The organism is Sphingopyxis sp. GW821-FHT10B01, assembly GCF_059415685.1.
Map to the genome: position 1 here is coordinate 65,331 of NZ_JBWKNS010000003.1, position 19,027 is coordinate 84,357.

Annotated in this window: 15 protein-coding genes and 1 tRNA gene; 10 read left to right on the top strand and 6 right to left on the bottom strand. The window is 64.1% G+C overall.

Annotation, left to right across the window (positions count from 1 at the left end; all coding sequences use genetic code 11):
- Window positions 1–524: 524 nt before the first annotated feature.
- From AC07NV_RS09310 to AC07NV_RS09320, 3 genes are all read left to right on the top strand, one after another.
- A complete protein-coding gene (locus AC07NV_RS09310) occupies window positions 525–1,703 on the top strand; it encodes a vWA domain-containing protein (RefSeq protein ID WP_495166067.1) in 1,179 nt (392 codons plus the stop codon).
- 152 nt (window positions 1,704–1,855) lie between these two features.
- Complete coding sequence (locus tag AC07NV_RS09315) at window positions 1,856–2,662, top strand: lipid II flippase Amj family protein (protein WP_495166068.1); 807 nt, start codon at window positions 1,856–1,858, stop codon at window positions 2,660–2,662.
- Window positions 2,655–3,509 (top strand): DUF817 domain-containing protein, encoded by an 855-nt coding sequence (locus tag AC07NV_RS09320; RefSeq protein WP_495166069.1) that lies wholly within the window; start codon window positions 2,655–2,657, stop codon window positions 3,507–3,509. The genes AC07NV_RS09315 and AC07NV_RS09320 overlap by 8 nt, the downstream gene beginning before the upstream one ends.
- Before the next feature lie 44 nt (window positions 3,510–3,553).
- Here AC07NV_RS09320 and AC07NV_RS09325 read toward each other — a convergent pair whose 3' ends face one another.
- Genes AC07NV_RS09325 through AC07NV_RS09335 form a run of 3 tightly spaced genes read right to left on the bottom strand, consistent with a single transcriptional unit; the run spans window position 3,554 to window position 6,563 of the window.
- The gene (locus tag AC07NV_RS09325; protein ID WP_495166070.1) at window positions 3,554–4,798 is read right to left on the bottom strand and encodes a M24 family metallopeptidase; all 1,245 of its coding nucleotides are present in this window, start codon (window positions 4,796–4,798) and stop codon (window positions 3,554–3,556) included.
- Window positions 4,799–4,812: 14 nt separating this feature from the next.
- Entirely contained in the window at window positions 4,813–6,018 is a 1,206-nt protein-coding gene (locus AC07NV_RS09330; protein ID WP_495166071.1) for an exo-beta-N-acetylmuramidase NamZ family protein, read from the bottom strand.
- Window positions 6,015–6,563, bottom strand: a complete 549-nt coding sequence (locus tag AC07NV_RS09335; RefSeq protein WP_495166072.1) for a DOMON-like domain-containing protein — start codon at window positions 6,561–6,563, stop codon at window positions 6,015–6,017. Before AC07NV_RS09335 ends, AC07NV_RS09330 begins: the two co-directional genes overlap by 4 nt.
- 41 nt (window positions 6,564–6,604) lie before the next feature.
- On the opposite strand from AC07NV_RS09335, the gene tyrS reads away from it, so the two are divergent.
- Both tyrS and AC07NV_RS09345 read left to right on the top strand, forming a co-directional pair.
- Window positions 6,605–7,831, top strand: coding sequence for a tyrosine--tRNA ligase (gene tyrS / locus AC07NV_RS09340; protein WP_495166073.1), 1,227 nt, complete (start codon window positions 6,605–6,607; stop codon window positions 7,829–7,831).
- 73 nt (window positions 7,832–7,904) lie between these two features.
- Window positions 7,905–8,246: a PilZ domain-containing protein gene (locus AC07NV_RS09345; protein WP_495166074.1), complete on the top strand. Its 342-nt coding sequence runs from the start codon at window positions 7,905–7,907 to the stop codon at window positions 8,244–8,246.
- 25 nt (window positions 8,247–8,271) lie between these two features.
- Here the strand turns inward: AC07NV_RS09345 and recG are convergent, their stop codons facing one another.
- A complete protein-coding gene (gene recG / locus AC07NV_RS09350) occupies window positions 8,272–10,338 on the bottom strand; it encodes an ATP-dependent DNA helicase RecG (protein WP_495166075.1) in 2,067 nt (688 codons plus the stop codon).
- A gap of 204 nt (window positions 10,339–10,542) precedes the next feature.
- On the opposite strand from recG, the gene AC07NV_RS09355 reads away from it, so the two are divergent.
- Together AC07NV_RS09355 and mfd are read left to right on the top strand one after the other, a co-directional pair.
- Window positions 10,543–10,803 (top strand): succinate dehydrogenase assembly factor 2, encoded by a 261-nt coding sequence (locus AC07NV_RS09355; protein ID WP_495166076.1) that lies wholly within the window; start codon window positions 10,543–10,545, stop codon window positions 10,801–10,803.
- A complete protein-coding gene (gene mfd / locus AC07NV_RS09360) occupies window positions 10,800–14,291 on the top strand; it encodes a transcription-repair coupling factor (RefSeq protein WP_495166077.1) in 3,492 nt (1,163 codons plus the stop codon). The genes AC07NV_RS09355 and mfd overlap by 4 nt, the downstream gene beginning before the upstream one ends.
- An 86-nt stretch (window positions 14,292–14,377) precedes the next feature.
- Here mfd and AC07NV_RS09365 read toward each other — a convergent pair whose 3' ends face one another.
- Window positions 14,378–15,577, bottom strand: coding sequence for a GGDEF domain-containing phosphodiesterase (locus AC07NV_RS09365; protein ID WP_495166078.1), 1,200 nt, complete (start codon window positions 15,575–15,577; stop codon window positions 14,378–14,380).
- A 59-nt stretch (window positions 15,578–15,636) separates the two neighbouring features.
- Here AC07NV_RS09365 and moaA point away from each other — a divergent pair, with 59 nt between their 5' ends.
- The 3 genes from moaA to AC07NV_RS09380 all read left to right on the top strand — a co-directional run bounded on the left by moaA (window position 15,637) and on the right by AC07NV_RS09380 (window position 17,604).
- Window positions 15,637–16,653, top strand: a complete 1,017-nt coding sequence (gene moaA, locus AC07NV_RS09370; RefSeq protein WP_495166079.1) for a GTP 3',8-cyclase MoaA — start codon at window positions 15,637–15,639, stop codon at window positions 16,651–16,653.
- 44 nt (window positions 16,654–16,697) lie between these two features.
- On the top strand, window positions 16,698–17,468 hold the full coding sequence (locus tag AC07NV_RS09375; protein ID WP_495166080.1) for an NAD kinase: 771 nt from the start codon (window positions 16,698–16,700) through the stop codon (window positions 17,466–17,468).
- A 61-nt stretch (window positions 17,469–17,529) separates the two neighbouring features.
- Window positions 17,530–17,604: transfer RNA gene (locus tag AC07NV_RS09380), tRNA-Asn, on the top strand.
- 516 nt (window positions 17,605–18,120) lie between these two features.
- Here AC07NV_RS09380 and AC07NV_RS09385 read toward each other — a convergent pair.
- Window positions 18,121–19,017 (bottom strand): DUF4189 domain-containing protein, encoded by an 897-nt coding sequence (locus AC07NV_RS09385; RefSeq protein ID WP_495166081.1) that lies wholly within the window; start codon window positions 19,015–19,017, stop codon window positions 18,121–18,123.
- Window positions 19,018–19,027 lie beyond the last annotated feature (10 nt).

Below are 19,027 nucleotides of genomic sequence, written 5' to 3' on the forward strand. Positions count from 1 at the left end.
AGGATGTGGGCTTTGCGGCGATCGGCAGACACCCCTCCCTTTGCATCCTGGGTTGGATCCACAATGCGATCGGCGCAAGGGCTGCGTAATAGTCCCAAAGTTCAGTAAAGTTCAGCCCTGTGCGCTCCCCTGACGCGGACCTCGCGGCGTGCTGGACGCGCCGGCACGCCCCGCCGTGGCCGCACCCGCAAGCCGGGCAACGATCGCTTTTGTCCACCAAATGAAAGAGCCGAACGAAGGCTGGCACAGCCGGATAATGTAGGAAAGGCTTATTTGAAGGCGGCGTTGGCTTTAGATGGTGAGCCGACGTTACCTCACCCACCTGCGTCATTCCGGACTTGATCGGGGATCCACCGCAGCGCTGAAATCATGGACCCCGGATCAAGTCCGGGGTGACGAGGAGGCCAGGACCACAATCGATCGTTAGCGACATTCGCGAGCCGCCATCCCAGCCACCTCCACCCACACTTTACGTTCACGTAAAGTGATTGCACCTACTGCCCGAACGCGATACGTCAGCAGCCATGTTTTTCGGCTTTCTCGACGAGCTTCGCGCCGCGGGCATTCCCGCCAGCCTGAAAGAGCATCTGATGCTGCTGGAGGCGCTCGACCGCGAGGTGATCGACCGCAGCCCCGAGCAATTCTATTATCTGTCCCGCGCGATCTACGTGAAGGACGAGGGGCTGCTCGACCGCTTCGACCAGGTGTTCAACAAGGTCTTCAAGGGCATCATCTCCGATTACGGCCAGAACCCCGTCGACGTGCCCGCCGACTGGCTGAAGGCGGTCGCCGAGAAGTTTCTGACGCCCGAGGAAATGGCGGCGATCGAGTCGCTCGGCGACTGGGACAAGATCATGGAGACGCTGAAGGAGCGGCTCGAGGAACAGCAGAAGCGCCACGAAGGCGGCAGCAAGTGGATCGGCACCGGCGGCACCTCCCCCTTCGGCAATTCGGGTTATAACCCCGAAGGCGTGCGGATCGGCGGCGAGAGCAAGCACAAGCGCGCGCTGAAGGTCTGGGAAAAGCGCGAGTTCCAGAATCTCGACAACACCAAGGAACTCGGCACCCGCAACATCAAGATCGCGCTCCGCCGCCTGCGCAAGTTCGCGCGCGAGGGCGCGGCGGACGAGCTGGACATCCCGGGTACGATCGACGGCACCGCGCGGCAGGGCTGGCTCGACATCAAGATGCGCCCCGAACGGCGCAACGCGGTCAAACTGCTGCTCTTTCTCGACGTCGGCGGATCGATGGACCCGTTCATCAAGCTCTGCGAGGAATTGTTCAGCGCCGCGACGACCGAATTCAAGAATCTCGAATTCTTCTATTTCCACAATTGCCCCTACGAAGGCGTGTGGAAGGATAACAAGCGCCGCTGGTCCGAACGGCACCAGATGTGGGACATTCTCCACAAATATGGGCATGATTACAAAGTGATATTCGTCGGCGACGCGTCGATGAGCGCCTATGAAATCACCCATCCGGGCGGCAGCGTCGAACATTTCAACGAAGAATCGGGCGCGGTCTGGCTCCAGCGGATCACCCATGTCTATCCCGCTGCGGTGTGGCTCAACCCGGTGCCCGAGGCGCATTGGGGCTACACCCAGTCGGTAAAGCTGATCAAACAGCTGATGAATGACCGCATGTATCCGCTCAGCCTTTCCGGGCTGGACGATGCGATGCGCGAGTTGACTCGAAAGCATTGACGCGGCTGGCCCACTTAGGCCGTGACGATTTCAAGCCAATCCCCTAATCCCGTTCGCATCGAGCGAAGTCGAGATGCCCATCGGCCGTGCACGCCTTCGGGGTGTCTCGACTTCGCTCGACACGAACGGATTTCTCCGTATTAGGCGCCGCCATGATCGACCTCCCCCTCGTCACCATCCTGCTGCTCACCGGCTTCATCAACCTGATCGGCGCGCTCGCCTATGCGGCGCGGATCGCGGGGGTGCGGACGCGGCGGATCGCGATGTCGTTCGCGCTGTTCAACATCCTTGTGCTCTTCTCGCGCACGTCGAACAGCTTCCTCGGCCCCTTCCTCGCGAAGCGGATCGAGACGCGCATCCACGACGGCAGCGGCGCTTCGCTGTTCATTGACATGCAGTTCGTGCTCGCCGCGGCGAGCGTCGCGACGCTGATCGGCATCCTGCTGGTCCCCACCGGGCAGCGCATGTTTGCCGCCGCGATCGGCTGGTACCAGACCAACCGCTCGACGACGAAGCTGGCGCTCAAGGCGATGAGCCCGAGCGGGCTGCGCACCTTCCGCCAGTCGCTGAGTTTTCCCAGCCTGGCGCATCTGCGCGGCTGGCACATGCCGAAGGGGATCAGCTGGGGCGTGCTGATCGCCAACTGTCTTGCGCAGTCGCTGCTCGCCGTCGGGGTCGTCGCCTCACTTTATGCCGGCTATCTGGCGCCCGAATTCCGCGTCACCGCGTCGCAGCTGTCGGCCCTGATCAACGGGTTCGCGACGATTTTGCTGTTTGCCTTCATCGACCCGCAACTCTCGGTGATGACCGACGATGCGGTCGAGGGCAAAGTCGCCGAAGGCGAGTTCCGCCGCGCGATCATGCTCATTTCGCTGAGCCGCCTTGCCGGCACCATTCTCGCGCAACTCTTGCTGATGCCTGCCGCCCTGCTCATCGCCTACGTCGCCGTGCATGTCTGACACGCCGCAGGGTCACAGTCGCTTTCACGCCGTCAGATCGCGGCTGGAGGCGATGGCGATCACCCCGGGGCCGCGCGGCTGGTTCCTCGAATTCCTCGCCTTCGGTTTCAAGCAGGGTTGGGCGTGCCTGTTCGGCGGGCTAATGCTCGCGTTGCTGCTCGGGACGCATCTCTTCTGGCCCGTCGATGCCCCGCTGCACCGTTATGATGCGATCACGATCGGCGCGGTGCTGATCCAGCTCGGCATGCTCGCTTTCCGGCTCGAAACGCCGAAGGAAGCGATCGTCATCCTGATCTTCCACATCGTCGGAACGGTGATGGAGCTATTCAAAACCGCCGCGGGATCATGGCAATATCCCGAGGCGAGCCTGCTCCACATCGGCGCGGTGCCGCTCTTTTCGGGGTTCATGTACGCCGCGGTCGGTAGCTATATCGCGCGTGTCTGGCGCATTTTCGACTTCCGCTACACCGGCTATCCGCCAGTTTGGGCGAGCTATGCGCTTGCCGCGGCGATCTACGTCAACTTCTTCGCGCACCATTGGCTGCCCGACATTCGCTGGTTGCTGTTCGCAGCAACAGCGCTGCTGTTCTGGCGCTGTCAGGTGTGGTTCCGTCCGCTCCACGTGCATCGCCGGATGCCCTTGCTCGTCGGCTGGGGCCTCGTCGCGCTGTTCATCTGGTTCGCCGAGAATATCGGCACCTTCGCCCGCGCCTGGACCTATCCGAGCCAGGACGACGGCTGGCACATGGTCGGCATCGACAAGCTTGGCAGCTGGTATCTGCTGATGATCATCAGCTTCGTACTCGTGAGTCTGGTCCAGCGGCCGAAGGAGCCGGATCACTCGTAACGCCGCCGCCTTTCTCTCCCCTCCCTGAAGAAGGGAGGGGAGCTTTAAGCGAGCGGTTTGTCGATCGACGGCGGCGGCTCGCTGAACCATTTCGGACCGCTATCGGTCATATAGAAACAATCCTCGAGCCTTATGCCGAACTCGCCGGGGATATAGATGCCGGGTTCGTTCGAGAAGCACATGCCGGGTGCGAGTGGTGTCGTTTCGCCGTGCACGAGGTTGACCGGCTCGTGCCCGTCGAGGCCGATGCCGTGCCCGGTGCGGTGCGACGTGCCGGGCAGCTTGTAGCCTGGGCCCCAGCCAAGGCTTTGATAATAGGTGCGCACGGCGTCATCGACCTTGCCCGCGGGCGTACCGAGCCGCGCGGCGGCGAAGGCGACATCCTGCCCCTTGCGCATTTGGTCCCAGACCTGCCGCTGGCGCGCCGTCGCCTTGCCATAAACGAAGGTCCGCGAGATGTCGGATTGATAGCCGTGCACCGTTGCACCGCAGTCCATCAGCACGACTTCGCCGCTCTTCACCGCTTGCGGCTTGCCGCTCCCATGCGGATAGGCGCTCGCCTCACCGAGCAGGATCAGCTCGAACTCGCTCTTGCCGCCGAGCGCCTCGGTCGCGCTTTTCATGATCGCGCCGATATCGGCTGGGGTCATCCCCGCTTGGATGCGCGGCGCGGTGTGGCGATAGGCGGCGATGGTGATGTCGGCGGCAATCTGCATCAGCGCGATTTCGGCGGGCGACTTGTGCATGCGGCAGCCACGCACGACCGGCGCGCCGTTGACAATGGTCGCGCCCGGCATCGCCTTTTCGAGGCCATCGACCGCGAAATAGCGCACCGTTTCCTCGACACCGATCCGGCCTTTTGCCAGCCCGCGCTTGCCGAGCCACGCCGCGACCGCTGCCAGCGGATTCTCGTCTTCGTTCCACGTCAGCACCTCGGCATCGACTGCCAGGCTTTCGCGCACCGAGGGCTCCTCGAAGAAGGGCGTCACCACTGCGAACTCGCCGTCGCGCGTCAGCACCGCGGCGGTCAGCCGCTCGCTGCGCGACCAGCGCACTCCGGTAAAATAGATCAGGCTCGACCCCGGTTCGATCAGCAGCGCCCCGATATCGCTCGCGCGCATCAACTCCTTCGCCTTGGCGATCCGCGCCATACGCTCGGCCTTGCCGATCGGCACCGCCTTGGCGGCGAGGTCGGGAAGCGCCGCGGTGTCGGCCGCGAGCACCGGGGCGGGCAAAGTCGCAGCGAAGCCGGCGAGCGTCGCAGTTCCGAGAAATTGCCTCCGGTGCATGGTCGTCCCCTTCGTCAATAAATGAGCAGGTCGGCGATGTCCGCGCGCCACGCCGCCTCGTCGGGCAGCGCCAGTGCATCGAGATCGCCCGCCGCCGCGCGCGCATCATCGACCCATAAGCGCAGTCCCGGTCCGCCGTTGATCACGTCGATCGCGAGCACATCGTCGGTGTACTCATATTTGAAATCCTTGCCGCGCCAGATCGGATAGTCCGGATAGAGGCTGCGGATTGCCTTGAACCCCAGCGCCTGCACGCGCCACGGCTGGAATGCCCTATCGTCGTACCACGGCCCGTCGGCATGGATATGGACGCCGCTGTTGAGCTGGCCGACATGCTTGTGAAAGGTCGGCTGGAACCAGATATCGCGCAGCTTGCACCCACCGAGCCAGTGCGGCGCGAGACGCTGCATCTCGGCGATCACTGCCTTCGCGTCGATATCGGGGGCGCCGAACAGTTCGAGCGGGCGGGTCGTGCCCCGGCCCTCGCTCAAGGTCGCGCCTTCGACCATCACGGTGCCGGCATAGGCGCGCGCCATATTGACGTTGGCGGCGTTGGGGCTCGGGTTGATCCAGACACGATCGGTCGGCCAGCCGAAGCCGGGTCCTTTCGGGTCCCAACCCTCCATCGCGATCACACGGTAATCGACGTCGAGGCCGAAGTGGCGAATGAACCAATGCCCGATCTCGCCCATCGTCAGCCCGTGGCGCATCACCATCGGCCCCGCGCCGACAAAGCTCTCCCAGCCGGGTTGAAGCAGCGTACCCTCGACGGGACGGCCCGCGGGATTGGGCCGGTCGAGCACCCACACCGCCTTGCCATGCTGCGCCGCGGCTTCGAGGATGTAGAGCAAGGTCGTGACATAGGTGTAGATGCGGCAGCCGAGGTCCTGCAGGTCGACCAGGATCACATCGAACGTATGCATCGACTGCCCACTCGGCCGGCGCACCTCGCCATAGAGGCTGAACACCGGCATGCCATAGGTCGGATCGGTGAAGTCGGGCGACTCCATCATATTGTCCTGAAGATCGCCGCGGACGCCATGCTGCGGCCCGAACACCGCAGAGATATCCAGCCCCGCGGCGACGAGCGCATCGACGCTGTGCGTCAGGTCGGCGGTGACCGAGGCCGGATGCGCGAGCAGCGCGACGCGCTTGCCTTCGAGCGGTTTGCGAAGCGCCGGATCGGCGAGCAGGCGGTCGATGCCGAAGTGAACAGTCATGCCGCGTCGGGTGCCCCAAGCGTGAGTGCAAAGCAATCGGGATGATGGAAGTCGGGCTTGCCGGGCGGATGCGCGAGCGCCCAATAGCTTTTGGTGCCGTCGAGTTCCTCGATTACCGCAGAAAGGGCCAGCTTCGCGCCATTGTCGGGAAAAATCCCCGGTTCGACGCGCAGCGAATAGCTTTGATCGCCCTTTTCCGCCGCCATTTCCCACGGCGCGAGATCGTCCGTCCGCAGCAGCGAACGGTAATCGTCAAACTGGTAACAGGCCCAGCGGCCGTCGGGGCTATAGTTGAATTCGGTATAGTCGGGCTCACCCTCCTCGGTCAGGAAAGCCTCGAAACAGGTGCTTTGCCACAGACCGTCGGTCGCGCTGTCGGCGATGACGAGTTCGCCCTGCCCGTCGGGCAATACCAACGCGGCGATCGCCCCGTCGACGACGAAGCGCAGCGCAAAACCGTCTTCGAACGACAGGCTGACCTCGACCGCGACCGCACGAACGGCCGTAGCGGGAGTGCCGGGGTGACAGATCAGCTCTTTGCGCATGCTATCCAAATATCAAACCCCATGCTAAGCGCCGCGCCGCTATGACCAGTTACAAATCCGACCTGCTGCGCCTGCTCGACGAGCGAGGCTATATCCATCAGACGACCGACGCGGAAGGCCTCGATGCACTTGCCGCGAAACAGGTCATCCCGGGCTATATCGGTTTCGACGCAACCGCGCCGTCGCTGCACGTCGGCAGCCTCGTCCAGATCATGATGCTGCGCCGCCTCCAACAGACGGGGCACAAACCCGTCGTGCTGATGGGCGGCGGCACCACGCGGATTGGCGACCCGACGGGCCGCGACGAAAGCCGCAAGATGTTGTCGGACGAGACGATCGCCGCAAACATCGCGTCGATCTTCAGCATCTTTCAGCAATATCTGACGTTCGGCGACGGCCCGACCGACGCGGTGATGGTCGATAATCAGGACTGGCTCGGCCAGCTCGGTTATATCGAGCTGCTGCAGGAAGTCGGCACGCACTTCACGATCAACCGCATGATGACCTTCGATTCGGTCAAGCTGCGGCTCGAACGCGAGCAGCCGATGACCTTCCTCGAATTCAACTATATGATCCTGCAAGGGTACGACTTCCGCCACCTGTCGAAGGACATGAATGTCCGTTTGCAGATGGGCGGATCGGACCAGTGGGGCAATATCGTCAACGGGATGGAGCTGGGCCGCCGCATGGACGGCGCCGATCTCTATGGCCTCACGACTCCGCTGCTCACCACCGCGGCGGGCGCCAAAATGGGCAAAACCGCCGCCGGCGCGGTCTGGCTTAATCCCGAACAGCTGTCCCATTTTGACTATTGGCAATATTGGCGCAACTGCGACGACCGCGACGTCGGCAAGTTCCTGAAGCTGTTCACCGACCTGCCACTCGACGAGATCGCCCGGCTCGAGGCACTCGAGGGCGCAGAGATCAACGAGGCGAAAAAGATCCTCGCGAACGAGGCGACCGCGATGTGCCGCGGCGCGGATGCCGCGCGCACCGCTTCGGACACCGCCGCGCAAACCTTTGAAAAGGGACAAATTGGCGGCGACCTTCCGCAAGCCGTCGCGCCCGCCGAAGGGATCAGCGTCGTCGATGCCCTGCGCGAACTCGGCTTCGCGGGCTCGAACAAGGAGGCACGCCGCAAGCTCGAAGAGGGCGCGGTAAAGGTCGACGGCGCGGTTGTTCGTGACCCGCAGCACCTGATCCAGCCGGGCACCCAGCCCGTTCCGCTCAGCCTCGGGTCAAAAAAACATGGCCTTGTGATCAGTTAGTGCGCAGAATGCGTTTACCTGTTCTTCAGCAATCGAGTGGATCGTCATGACCAAACCAACAAGGTCCACAAAAATGCGCAAGATTGACACGAGCAAGGCCCATTATGTCGGCCTCGACCAGCGGATCGCTCCGCGTAGCGACGTCTATTGCCGCCTGCCCTTCGTCATGCCCGACGGGCGGCAGGAAATGTGCACCTGCGTCAACATCAGCGCCGACGGCATGTTGATGCGCTTCGAACGCGGGCTGGAGATCGGCGACCTCGTCGTGTTTCGCATGCCGATCATCGGCCGCACGTCGGCGAAGGTCGTCTGGTCGATCGGCGGCAAGACCGGTTTGCAGTTCGACAAGTCGATCTCCGTCGAGGATTATCTGCCGATGATCCGCGCTATGGGCGCCAGAGGCGACGTAAACTAAAAACTCGCGCCAGAAGCGACGTCAACTAACCGCTTCGCAGCAGCGGCACCGCCGCATCGCGTTCGAACAGATAGAGGCACAGGCGCACCGCCTCGGCCCGCCCCCCCTCCATCCCGCCGTCGCGCTCGATAAACAGCCGCGCATCGTCATGCGCGACGGGCAAGAGCCTCACGAGCTGTTCGGGGGTGGCGAGGCGATAGTCGGCATCGCCCGACTGTTTCAGCCCGAGCAATTCGCCGCCGCCGCGCAGTTCCAGATCCTTCTCGGCAATCACGAAACCATCGTTCGTCTCGCGCATCAGGGCCAGCCGCTCGCGCGCGGTCTCCGACAGACTTTGCGAGCGCAGCAGCAGGCAGACCGATTTCGCGGTGCCGCGCCCGACACGGCCGCGCAGCTGGTGAAGCTGTGCGAGTCCGAAATTCTCGGCATGCTCGACGATCATCAGGCTGGCCGCGGGGACATCGACCCCGACCTCGATCACCGTCGTCGCGACGAGGACACCGATTTCGCCTGCCTGAAAGCGCGCCATGACCTCGTCCTTTTCGGGCCCCTTCATCCGCCCGTGCACCAGCCCGACGCGCGCATCGCCCAGTCGTTCGCGAAGCAGCACGGCACGGTCTTCCGCAGCTGCGAGCTCGCTCCCCTCGCTCTCGGCAACGAGCGGGCAGACCCAGTACGCCTGTGCGCCGCTCGCCAGATGACGGTCGAGCCCGTCGACGATCTCGTCGAGCCGGTCGACCGAGACGACTCGCGTGTCAATCGGGGTGCGCCCCGGCGGCATCTCGTCGATCTGCGACACATCCATTTCGCCATGGTTGGCAAGCTGGAGCGTCCGCGGGATCGGGGTCGCCGTCATCACGAGCAGATGCGGCGGGCGCGTCGCCTTTTGCGTCAACATCAGCCGCTGCGCGACGCCGAAGCGATGCTGTTCGTCGACAACGACAAGCGCGAGATCCTTGTACGTCACCGCCTGCTGGAAAATCGCATGCGTGCCGACGAGAATGTCGATGCTGCCGTCGGCAAGCCCCATCAGCGTCGACTCGCGTATCTTGCCCTTGTCGCGCCCGGTGAGGATCGCGAGGTTGATAGGCAGGCCAACGAGCATCCGCTGCAACGTCGCAAAATGTTGGCGCGCCAATATCTCGGTCGGGGCGAGCAGCGCGGCCTGTGTCCCCGCCTCGACCGCCGTCAGCATCGCGCGGAGCGCGACGAGCGTCTTGCCCGATCCGACGTCACCCTGCAGCATCCGCAGCATCGGCGTGTCCTGCGCCATGTCGCCGGCGATCTCGCGCCCGACACGCTCCTGCGCACCGGTCAGTCCGAACGGCAGTTTCAGCGCTCCGGTCAGCCGCCCGTCGCCGACGATCGCCCTGCCCTTGCGCGTCCGCAGGCCCTGCCGGATCAGCATCAGCGCAACCTGGCTCGCGAAAATTTCGTCATAGGCAAGCCGGTCGCGCGCAGCCTCGTCGCGCGGGCTGGCATGGGCGCGCTCCATCGCCTCGCGCCATGCGGGCCAGCTCCGGGCGGCGAGCAACGGCGCATCGACCCATTCGGTGAGGTCGGGACGCCGTTCGAGCGCGACCTGCGCAAGCTGCGACAGCCGCGCGTTAGTGAGGCCCTCGGTCAGCGGATAGACCGGTTCATGCTCCGCGATCCCCGCCTCGTCGCCCGGCTCGGCGACATGATCGGGGTGGACGATCTGGCGCATGTCGCCATATATATCGAGCCGGCCCGACACGCGCCGCGTCTCGCCGAGCGGGAAGAGCTTTCGCGCCAATCCCGAGGCGCGTCCGAAATAGACAAGCCGGACATGGTCTCCCGCGCTGTCGAACGCTTCGACACCGAATGGCGCACGCGGGCTGCGGCCCGGCCGGTAATCCTGCGCGGTCAGTTCGACGATGATGGCCTGCCCGACCTGCGCCTGATCGAGCCGGTCGACCGGGAATCGCGAGATCAGACCTGTCGGCAGATGGAACAACACGTCGACCACGCGTTCCAGCCCCAGCCGTGTCAGCGGCTTGGCAAGCTGGGGTCCGACGCCTTTCAGGTCGGTCAGCGCGGCAAAGAGCGGATTGAGTATATCGGGTCGCATGGCTAGGGCGTGTCTAGCCCCCACATTCCGTTCGTGTCGAGCGAAGGAAAAAGCAAATCTCTCTTCCGTTCGTGCTGAGCTTGTCGAAGCACCGTATTTCTTTCGGGCGTCGCAAAGAAAAACGGCCCTTCGACAAGCTCGGCGCGAACGGTGAAGGGGGAACGGTTGGTTGCCACATCATCCGTTTTGTCTAAAAGGCCCGCCATGCAAGATCGCCTCAAACGCCTGAAATTCCGCGCCTGGCACCGCGGCACACGCGAGGCTGACTATATGATCGGCGGCTTTTTCGACCGTTATTCAGCCGCGTGGAACGAGGAAGAGATCGCCTGGTACGAAATCGTCGTCGAGGAAGATGACGTCGACATCATGGCATGGGCCTTGGGCACGAGTGAACCGCCCGCGCATCTGGATCGCCCCGCGATGATCGCCGCGATGCGCCGGCTGGACTATATCCCGCTGCCATGACGATGCCCGCCGCTTACATTTTCGCCGCCATCGGGTCGGCATCGGCGCCGCTGACGCTCGCCCGCGCCGCCGACGGCTTCCTGCCGCTGCTGCTCGCCGACTTGGCGCGCGCAAGCGACAAGCGCCTTGTCTATGTGGCAACCGACGATACTGCGATGCAGGCCATCGCCGACGCCGCGCCCTTCTTTGCGCCCGACCTCACCGTCCATCGCTTTCCGGCATGGGATTGCCTGCCCTATGACCGCGCGGGGCCGTCGATGCGCGTCAGCGCCGACCGGCTTGCGACGCTGTCGGCGCTTCAGCTCCCCGCAAAGCGCGGCGAACTCATCCTCACCACCGTCGCGGCGATCACCCAGCGTACGCTGACGCCGTTCCGCATCCGCCAGCTTGCAACGACACTCGCGGCGGGGCAGCGGATCGACCGCGATGCGCTCGCCGAGCTGCTGGTATCGAACGGCTTCAGCCGCGTTGACACCGTTGCGGATCAGGGCGAGTTCGCGGTGCGCGGCGGCATCCTCGACCTGTTTCCCGCGGGCGAGGAAACCGGGCTGCGCGTCGATTTCTTCGGCGACGAGATCGAGAGCATCCGCCGCTTTGACCCCGCCGACCAGCGCAGCCTTGGCCCCGCCAAGGCGCTGCAGCTGCTTCCCGCCAGCGAGACGCTGCTCGACGAAGCGACGATCAAGCGTTTCCGTTCGGCCTATCGCGACCTGTTCGGCGGACAGGCGACGGGCGATCCGCTCTATCAGGCGGTGAGCGAAGGCCGGCGGCAGGCGGGGATGGACCATTGGCTGCCGCTGTTCGAGGAACGGCTGGCGACATTGTTCGACCATATCGATCCTGCGACCCCGGTGCTGCGCGGCCACCGCACCGAGGCGACCGCCGAGACGCGCTTTGCCGCTATCGCCGATTATCATGCCAACCGCGTCGCCGCAGAACGCGAATCGCCGGGCAGCTACCGCCCGCTCGCGCCCGAGACGCTGTATCTGACCGAAGAAGAATGGGCCGGCGCATCGGCCGAACGCCCGATCCATATCGTCACGCCCTTCGATGTTCCGCCGAGCCCTGCCGTCGTCGATCTCGAAACCTTCGCGGCGCGCGATTTCACGCCCGAACGCACCGCCGACCTCAATGTTTACGACAAGGTCGCCGATCATCTGTCGGATGAGCGCCGCAAAGGCCGGCGGACGATCATCGCCAGCTATTCGGGCGGCGCGCGTGAACGCCTGTCGGGGCTGCTGCGTGACCATGGCGTCACCTCGCTTGCGCCGGTCGACAGCTGGCAGGATGCGCTCGGCACCGCCTCTGCGGAAAGCGGCGGCGCGACCGCGATGGTCGTCCTGCCGCTCGACCATGGCTTTGCCAGCGATGCGATCAGCCTGCTCACCGAACAGGATATTCTCGGCGAGCGCCTCGTCCGGCGGCAGAAGCGCCGCAAGAGCGCCGACGCTTTCCTCGCCGAACTCGCGACGCTCAGCGTCGGCGACATGGTCGTCCATCTCGATCACGGTATCGGCCGCTATGAGGGGCTGACCCAGATCCCCGTCGGGAGCAGCCCGCACGACTGCGTCGCGCTGACCTATGCGGGCGGCGACAAGCTCTATGTCCCGGTCGAAAATCTCGACGTCCTCTCGCGCTACGGTGGTGAAAGCGACGGCGTCGCGCTCGACCGGCTCGGCGGCGAAGCATGGCAGCGCCGCAAGGCGCGGATGAAGGAGCGCATCCGCGAGATCGCCGGCGAACTGCTCGCGACCGCGGCGCAGCGCGCCTTGCGTTCGGGCGAACTGCTCGCGCAGGATGCCGCGTATCCGGCCTTCGCCGACCGCTTCCCCTATCAGGAAACCGACGATCAGGACCGCGCGATCGGCGACGTGCTCGCCGATATGGCGTCGGGGCGTCCGATGGATCGCCTCGTCTGCGGCGACGTCGGGTTCGGCAAGACCGAGGTCGCGCTGCGCGCCGCCTTTGTCGCCGCGATGGCGGGGGTGCAGGTCGCGGTGGTCGTGCCGACGACTTTGCTCGCGCGCCAGCATTTCACCAATTTCACCGAGCGCTTCAAAGGCTTCCCGGTCAACATCGGCCGCCTGTCGCGCCTCGTCCCCGCAGGCGAAGCCCAAAAGACGCGCGAAGGGCTCGAAAGCGGTCATATCGACATCGTTGTCGGCACCCATGCAGTGATCGCGAAATCGGTCGAGTTCAAGAATCTCGGACTTGTCATCGTCGATGAAGAGCAGCGTTTCGGCGTCGTCCACAAGGAGCGGCTGAAGCAGCTCAAGACCGACGTCCATGTGCTGACACTGACCGCAACGCCGATCCCGCGCACGCTGCAAATGGCGATGTCGGGGCTGCGCGAACTCAGCGTCATCCAGACGCCGCCGGTCGACCGCCTCGCGGTCCGCACCTATGTCGCGCCGTGGGACGCCGTGGTGCTCCGCGAAGCCTTGCTGCGCGAGCATGACCGCGGCGGGCAGAGCTTCTTTGTCGTCCCGCGGATCAAGGATCTGCCCGATATCGAGGAATTCCTGCGCAACCGGGTGCCCGAAATCAAATATGTCGTCGCGCATGGCCAGATGACCCCGACCGAGGTCGAGGACCGGATGAGCGCCTTCTACGATCGCAAATATGATGTGCTGCTGTCGACCACCATCGTCGAAAGCGGGCTCGACATTCCGAGCGCGAACACCCTGATCATTCACCGCGCCGATCGCTTCGGGCTGGCGCAGCTGTACCAGCTGCGCGGCCGCGTCGGGCGCGCCAAGACCCGCGCCTACGCCTATCTCACGACCCCCGAGCATGGCGCGATCACCGACACCGCCGAAAAGCGGCTGAAACTGCTCGGCGACCTCGACACGCTCGGCGCGGGGTTCCAGCTTGCCAGCCACGACCTCGACATTCGCGGCGCGGGCAACCTCGTCGGCGACGAACAGTCGGGGCATATCCGCGAAGTCGGCTTCGAACTTTATCAGTCGATGCTCGAGGAGGCTATCCTTGTCGCCAAGGCCGAGGGTGCGGGCACGCTGCCGCCGCGCGAAGCCTTGTCGCCCACGATCACCGTCGATGCGCCGATCCTGATCCCCGAGGATTATGTCCCGGACCTGCCGCTGCGCATGGCGCTCTATCGCCGCCTCAACGATGCCGAAGACCGCCCCGCGCTCGACGCTTTTGCGGCCGAGATGATCGACCGTTTCGGCCCGCTGCCGCCCGAGACCGCGAACCTCGTCCAGCTGATGGAGATCAAGGCCAATGCGAGACTGGCGGGCATCGCCAAGCTCGACGTCGGCACGAAGGGTGCGCTGGTGTCGTTCCACGGCGACCAGTTCGCAAATGTCCCCGGGCTGATCGCCTATGTCGAGCGGCTGAAAGGCCGCGCGCGCCTTCGTCCCGACAACAAGCTGTCGATCAGCGGCGATTGGGTCAGTACCGGCGCCCGGCTCAACGGCGCGCTGCAATTGTCCAAGGGGTTGGGCAAGCTGGCGAAGCAAGCCTGACCGTCGCCCCCGCGAAGGCAGGGGCCGCTGGCAACATTGCGCCGCACCGACAACAGCCCCCGCCTTCACGGGGGCGACGTGATTTTTCAGACTTCCATCAACGCCAGCAACTGATCCGCGGGCACAGGCCCCGACTTCAGGAACCCCTGCCAGGTCGCGACGCCCAGCTCGGACAGGCGCGCCAGCTGGCGCTCATTCTCGATCCCCTCGGCGACCACCAGCAAGCCCAGCGCGCGCGCAAGGTCGACGATCGCGCGCACGACAATGCGGTCGCGGTCGCTGCCATCGATCGTGCGGGTGAAACCGCTGTCGATCTTGAGATAATCGATCGGCAAGCGCGCGAGCAGCGACAGGCTGGAATAGCCGGTTCCGAAATCGTCGATCGCGACCGCGACGCCGAGCGCGCGGATCTGTGCCAGCTGGTCGGCGGCACTCGCGGGATCGCTGAGCATCGCCTGTTCGGTGAGCTCGAGCGTCAGCCGGTCGGGGTCGATTTTCGCCGCTTTCGCCATGGCGGCAAAGCGGCCAGCGAATTCAGGGTCGCCCAGATCGGCGGCGGTGATGTTGAGCGAGACGCGCAGCTTTGCCAGCGCCTTGGGCCAGGTCGCCATTTCGGCGAGCGCGACGCGATGCGCATGTTCGGTCAGTTCGCATTCGAGCCGCGCCGCACGCGCGGCGGTCACCAGCGGCCCGGCGCCGAGCAGGCCAAGTTCGGGATGCTGCCAACGGAGCAGCGCCTCGACCCCGGTCATCTCGCCCGTGCCGACGTCATACTGCGGCTGATAATGGATCACGACTTCGTTGCGCGACAGCGCGGCATGAACCATCACCCCGTCGCGCGCCGAGGCGGGCCGTGCGAGTTGATCGCTCGCCTGCATCAACTGCTCCGCCACCGACTCGTCGCGCGTGACGAGCGCCGCAGCGATGCGAATCGACAGGCGACCGTTCGGATCGCCGACGATCGGTTCCGCGAGCGCGACGTGCAGCGCCCGCTCCTGCGCGCGCAGGGCGCCGAGCGACAAGGGCGTCGAGGGAACGATCAGGAACCGCGGCCCGTCGAGACGGTCTACGCACGACCCTTGTCCGAATTCGTCGCTGGCGAAATTTTCGAGCCGCCGCCCGATTTCATCGAGCACCGCATCGCCCGTCTCGGTCCCCGCACTGTTGTTGATGCGCGCCATCTGGTCGACCTGGACGAGGATGACGCCAACGTCGGCATCATGCTGCGCGTGCAGGGTTTCGAGTTTGCGGACACAGGCGGAAAGGGATTCGGACGGGCGATTCATCGGGTTTCCCTAGCAGGCTTTGCTTGCCAAGCTCTTGCCTTTTGCATCAATATGCGCGCGTGGCTGCCACATTATCCCATCGTGCCGCGTCTGCGGCACCTTTGATCGACGGCCATGGCCGACGGATCAGCTATTTGCGCCTGTCGGTTACCGACCGCTGCGATCTGCGTTGCCGCTATTGCATGGCCGAAGACATGACTTTTCTGCCCAAATCGGCGGTGCTCAGCATAGAGGAAATGGGCGAACTTGCCGAGCGTTTCGTCGCGCGCGGCATCCGCCGCATCCGCCTCACCGGCGGCGAGCCGCTCGTACGGCGCGGGATCGATACGCTCGCGATGCGGCTGGGTGAAATGATCGGCCACGGACTCGACGAACTCACGCTGACCACCAATGCGATGCGGCTCGCCGAACATGCCCCGATGCTGGCGGCCGCGGGCGTTCGCCGCATCAACGTCAGCCTCGACACACTCGACCCGGCCGCCTTTCGGCATATCACGCGCGTCGGCGATTTGAGCGTGGCGCTGCGCGGGGTCGACGCGGCGCGCGATGCGGGATTGGCGGTCAAGATCAACATGGTTGCGCTCGCCGGTCTCAACGACGACCAACTGCTGCCGATGCTCGATTATTGCGGCGCGAACGGCTGCGACCTCACCCTCATCGAAACGATGCCGCTCGGCGAAGTCGAGGAGGACCGCAGCGATCATTATATCCCGCTCCACCATTTCATTGCGCCGCTCCGCGAAATCCGCGCAATCTATCCGGTCGACCAGCGCACCGGCGGCCCCGCGCGCTATTTCGCGGTCGAGGGCAGCCCGGTGACCCTCGGGCTGATCACCCCGCTCAGCGACAATTTCTGCACAAGCTGCAATCGCATCCGCCTGACGGTCGAGGGGCGCATCTATATGTGTCTTGGTCAGGACGACCATGTCGACCTGCGTGCGGCGCTGCGCGACGGCGGCGACGTCGACGGCTTGATTGATGGCGCATTGGCTGGCAAACCCCGCGCGCATGACTTTCAAATCGACCGAAAGTCCAAACCGGCGGTCGCGCGTCATATGAGTGCAACGGGCGGCTGAAATAGCGCCCCGATTTTTTGAAGGCACGGGGGAACCGGACCAATATGCATCGCAAGATCGCGCTTGTCGCATCGAACGCGCCCGCAGCCATGGAAGCGGAAGCCGAACTGCGCCCGCTCTACGACTTCGTCGATCTGCACGAAGCCGATTTGCTGATCGCGCTCGGCGGCGACGGCTTCCTGCTGCATATGCTGCACCAGTTGCTCGACCAGCGCCGCAGCATGCCCGTTTTCGGTATGAACCGCGGCACAATCGGCTTTCTGATGAACGAATTTCGGATCGAAGGTCTGGTCGACCGGCTCGCCGCCGCGCGCCCCTTCCTGATCCATCCTCTGAGCGGCGATATCACGACGATCAGCGGCGAACGGCATATCCTGCCCGCGATCAACGAGATTTCACTGCTGCGCGAAACGCGCCAGGCCGCGAAGCTCGAAGTGATCATCAACGAAAAGACCATGCTCGAAGAACTCGCGTGCGACGGCGTGCTCGTCTCGACCCCTGCGGGATCGACCGCCTATAACCTCAGCGCCAATGGTCCGATCCTGCCGCTCGAATCGGAAATGCTCGCGCTCACCCCAATCAGCCCCTTTCGCCCTCGCCGCTGGCGCGGCGCGCTCGTCCCCGAATCGACGAGCATCCGCTTCAACGTCCGCGAGGCGGCAAAACGCCCGGTCAGCGCCGTCGCCGATCAGCGCGAGATCCGCGATGTGAAGACGGTTTTGGTCACCACCGACCGCAGCCGGCCGCTGACTTTGCTGTTCGATCCCGACCAGGGGCTCGACGAACGCATCGCAATGGAACAATTTATCGTTTGAGGTCTTGCAAATTGCGCCAAGCGACGGCAAAGGGACCGCCTTGCCCGCGTCAGCGGCGTGTTCCTCGGTAGCTCAGTGGTAGAGCAATCGACTGTTAATCGATCGGTCGTAGGTTCGAATCCTACCCGGGGAGCCATAATCTTTGTAAATCGCGATTTCTCGAAAAGAGTTCGAATCCCGTCAGGGTGTTCAGGGTTTTCTTGAACTGATCGGCTTTTTCTTGGAGATTTTTGTCGGCGCCGCACCGCGGCCGCGGAGAATATGGCAAGGCATTCATCGCGACTGTCGCCGCAATCATTCTGATGCAGGCCCTTGTCGCGGCCACATTCTCATTTTTGGCGTTGGCCGGCTAGCGCGACACCAAAGTCATAGCGGCGGCTAGCTAGTCGACATTTAGATAATAAGTGCCATTCGGCATCAGCTGGCCGGTACCGGACAAGCAGCGGTCGCGCGCATCCCCGACAGAGCGGACATTCCACCGCAGACCCTCTCGATGTATACGAGAGGATCTGCGGCGGCTGGCAATGTTCGATCGCGGCCATCTTTGTTTTTCCCAAGCGGCAGACAGGCCAAAACGCAGTCGACTGACTGCGTTTTGCACCAGATAATTTGTCCAGACCGCCCGGGCAGCGACAGGCCGCAGAGGGCGGCCCTATTCCCCCTTGCCCGCTGCGAAATCATGCACGAACAGCCCCGGCTTGCGGCTGTCGAACACCGCCTGAAGGTCGCACTTCTTGCTCTTCTGCTGCTTGCAATCCAGCTGAGCCGCCTGCTTCGCCCGCTGGGCCGAGGTTTCCGCTATTCCGGATTCGCTGCTGTCCATTCGAACAGCCTGGATAAACCCGTTGCCGCTCCAGGTATTGATTTCGCATTTGCGCGACGTCGCATCGCTGCACGCCTTGATCGCCGCCGCGGACGCAGCCTCATAGCTGCGATGGCCGCTCGCGACATAGAGCTTGTTATCATATCCGCTGCTCTTGTTGCCGACGACCCATGCCGAGACTGCATAATATTTGCGCGCCTCGGCGCCGGGGTTGCGGCTATCGGTGCTCGACCGGATCGTCGCGAACACTTCGCAGGGCAAAAGCTGCTTCGCCGAACAGTCGTCCATCGCCTGCTTGCGTTGAGCGGCGTCGCCGCCCATCCACATATTGTAGAAATCGCCGTGGCTGTTGCGAAGGATCTTCATCGACGAATTCCACCATTTGCCGCCCGTCTCACAGCCGCCGCCCATCACCCGGTTGCACATCTCTATCGAATTGGTTTCGGCGTCATTATAGGCACCCGAATAATTGCCGTCGACCCAGATGTCGGCGGCATCGGGGTGCCGTGCGATCGCCACATGACTGTTAACGCCCGACGAGCTGGGCGCCGGGGAGCTGCCCCCGGAATAATCGGATATCGGAATGCAAGGCTGGGCCCCGCCCGGGCCGCCCGGATTGTAGGTCGTTCCTGCCGGACAGCTTTGGGCGCCCGCCGGCGCTGTGCCGACGAGGCCGGTCAAAAATGCCGCCGTGCAGATTGCCGGCGCAAGCGCGATCTTCTTCATGCTGTCATTC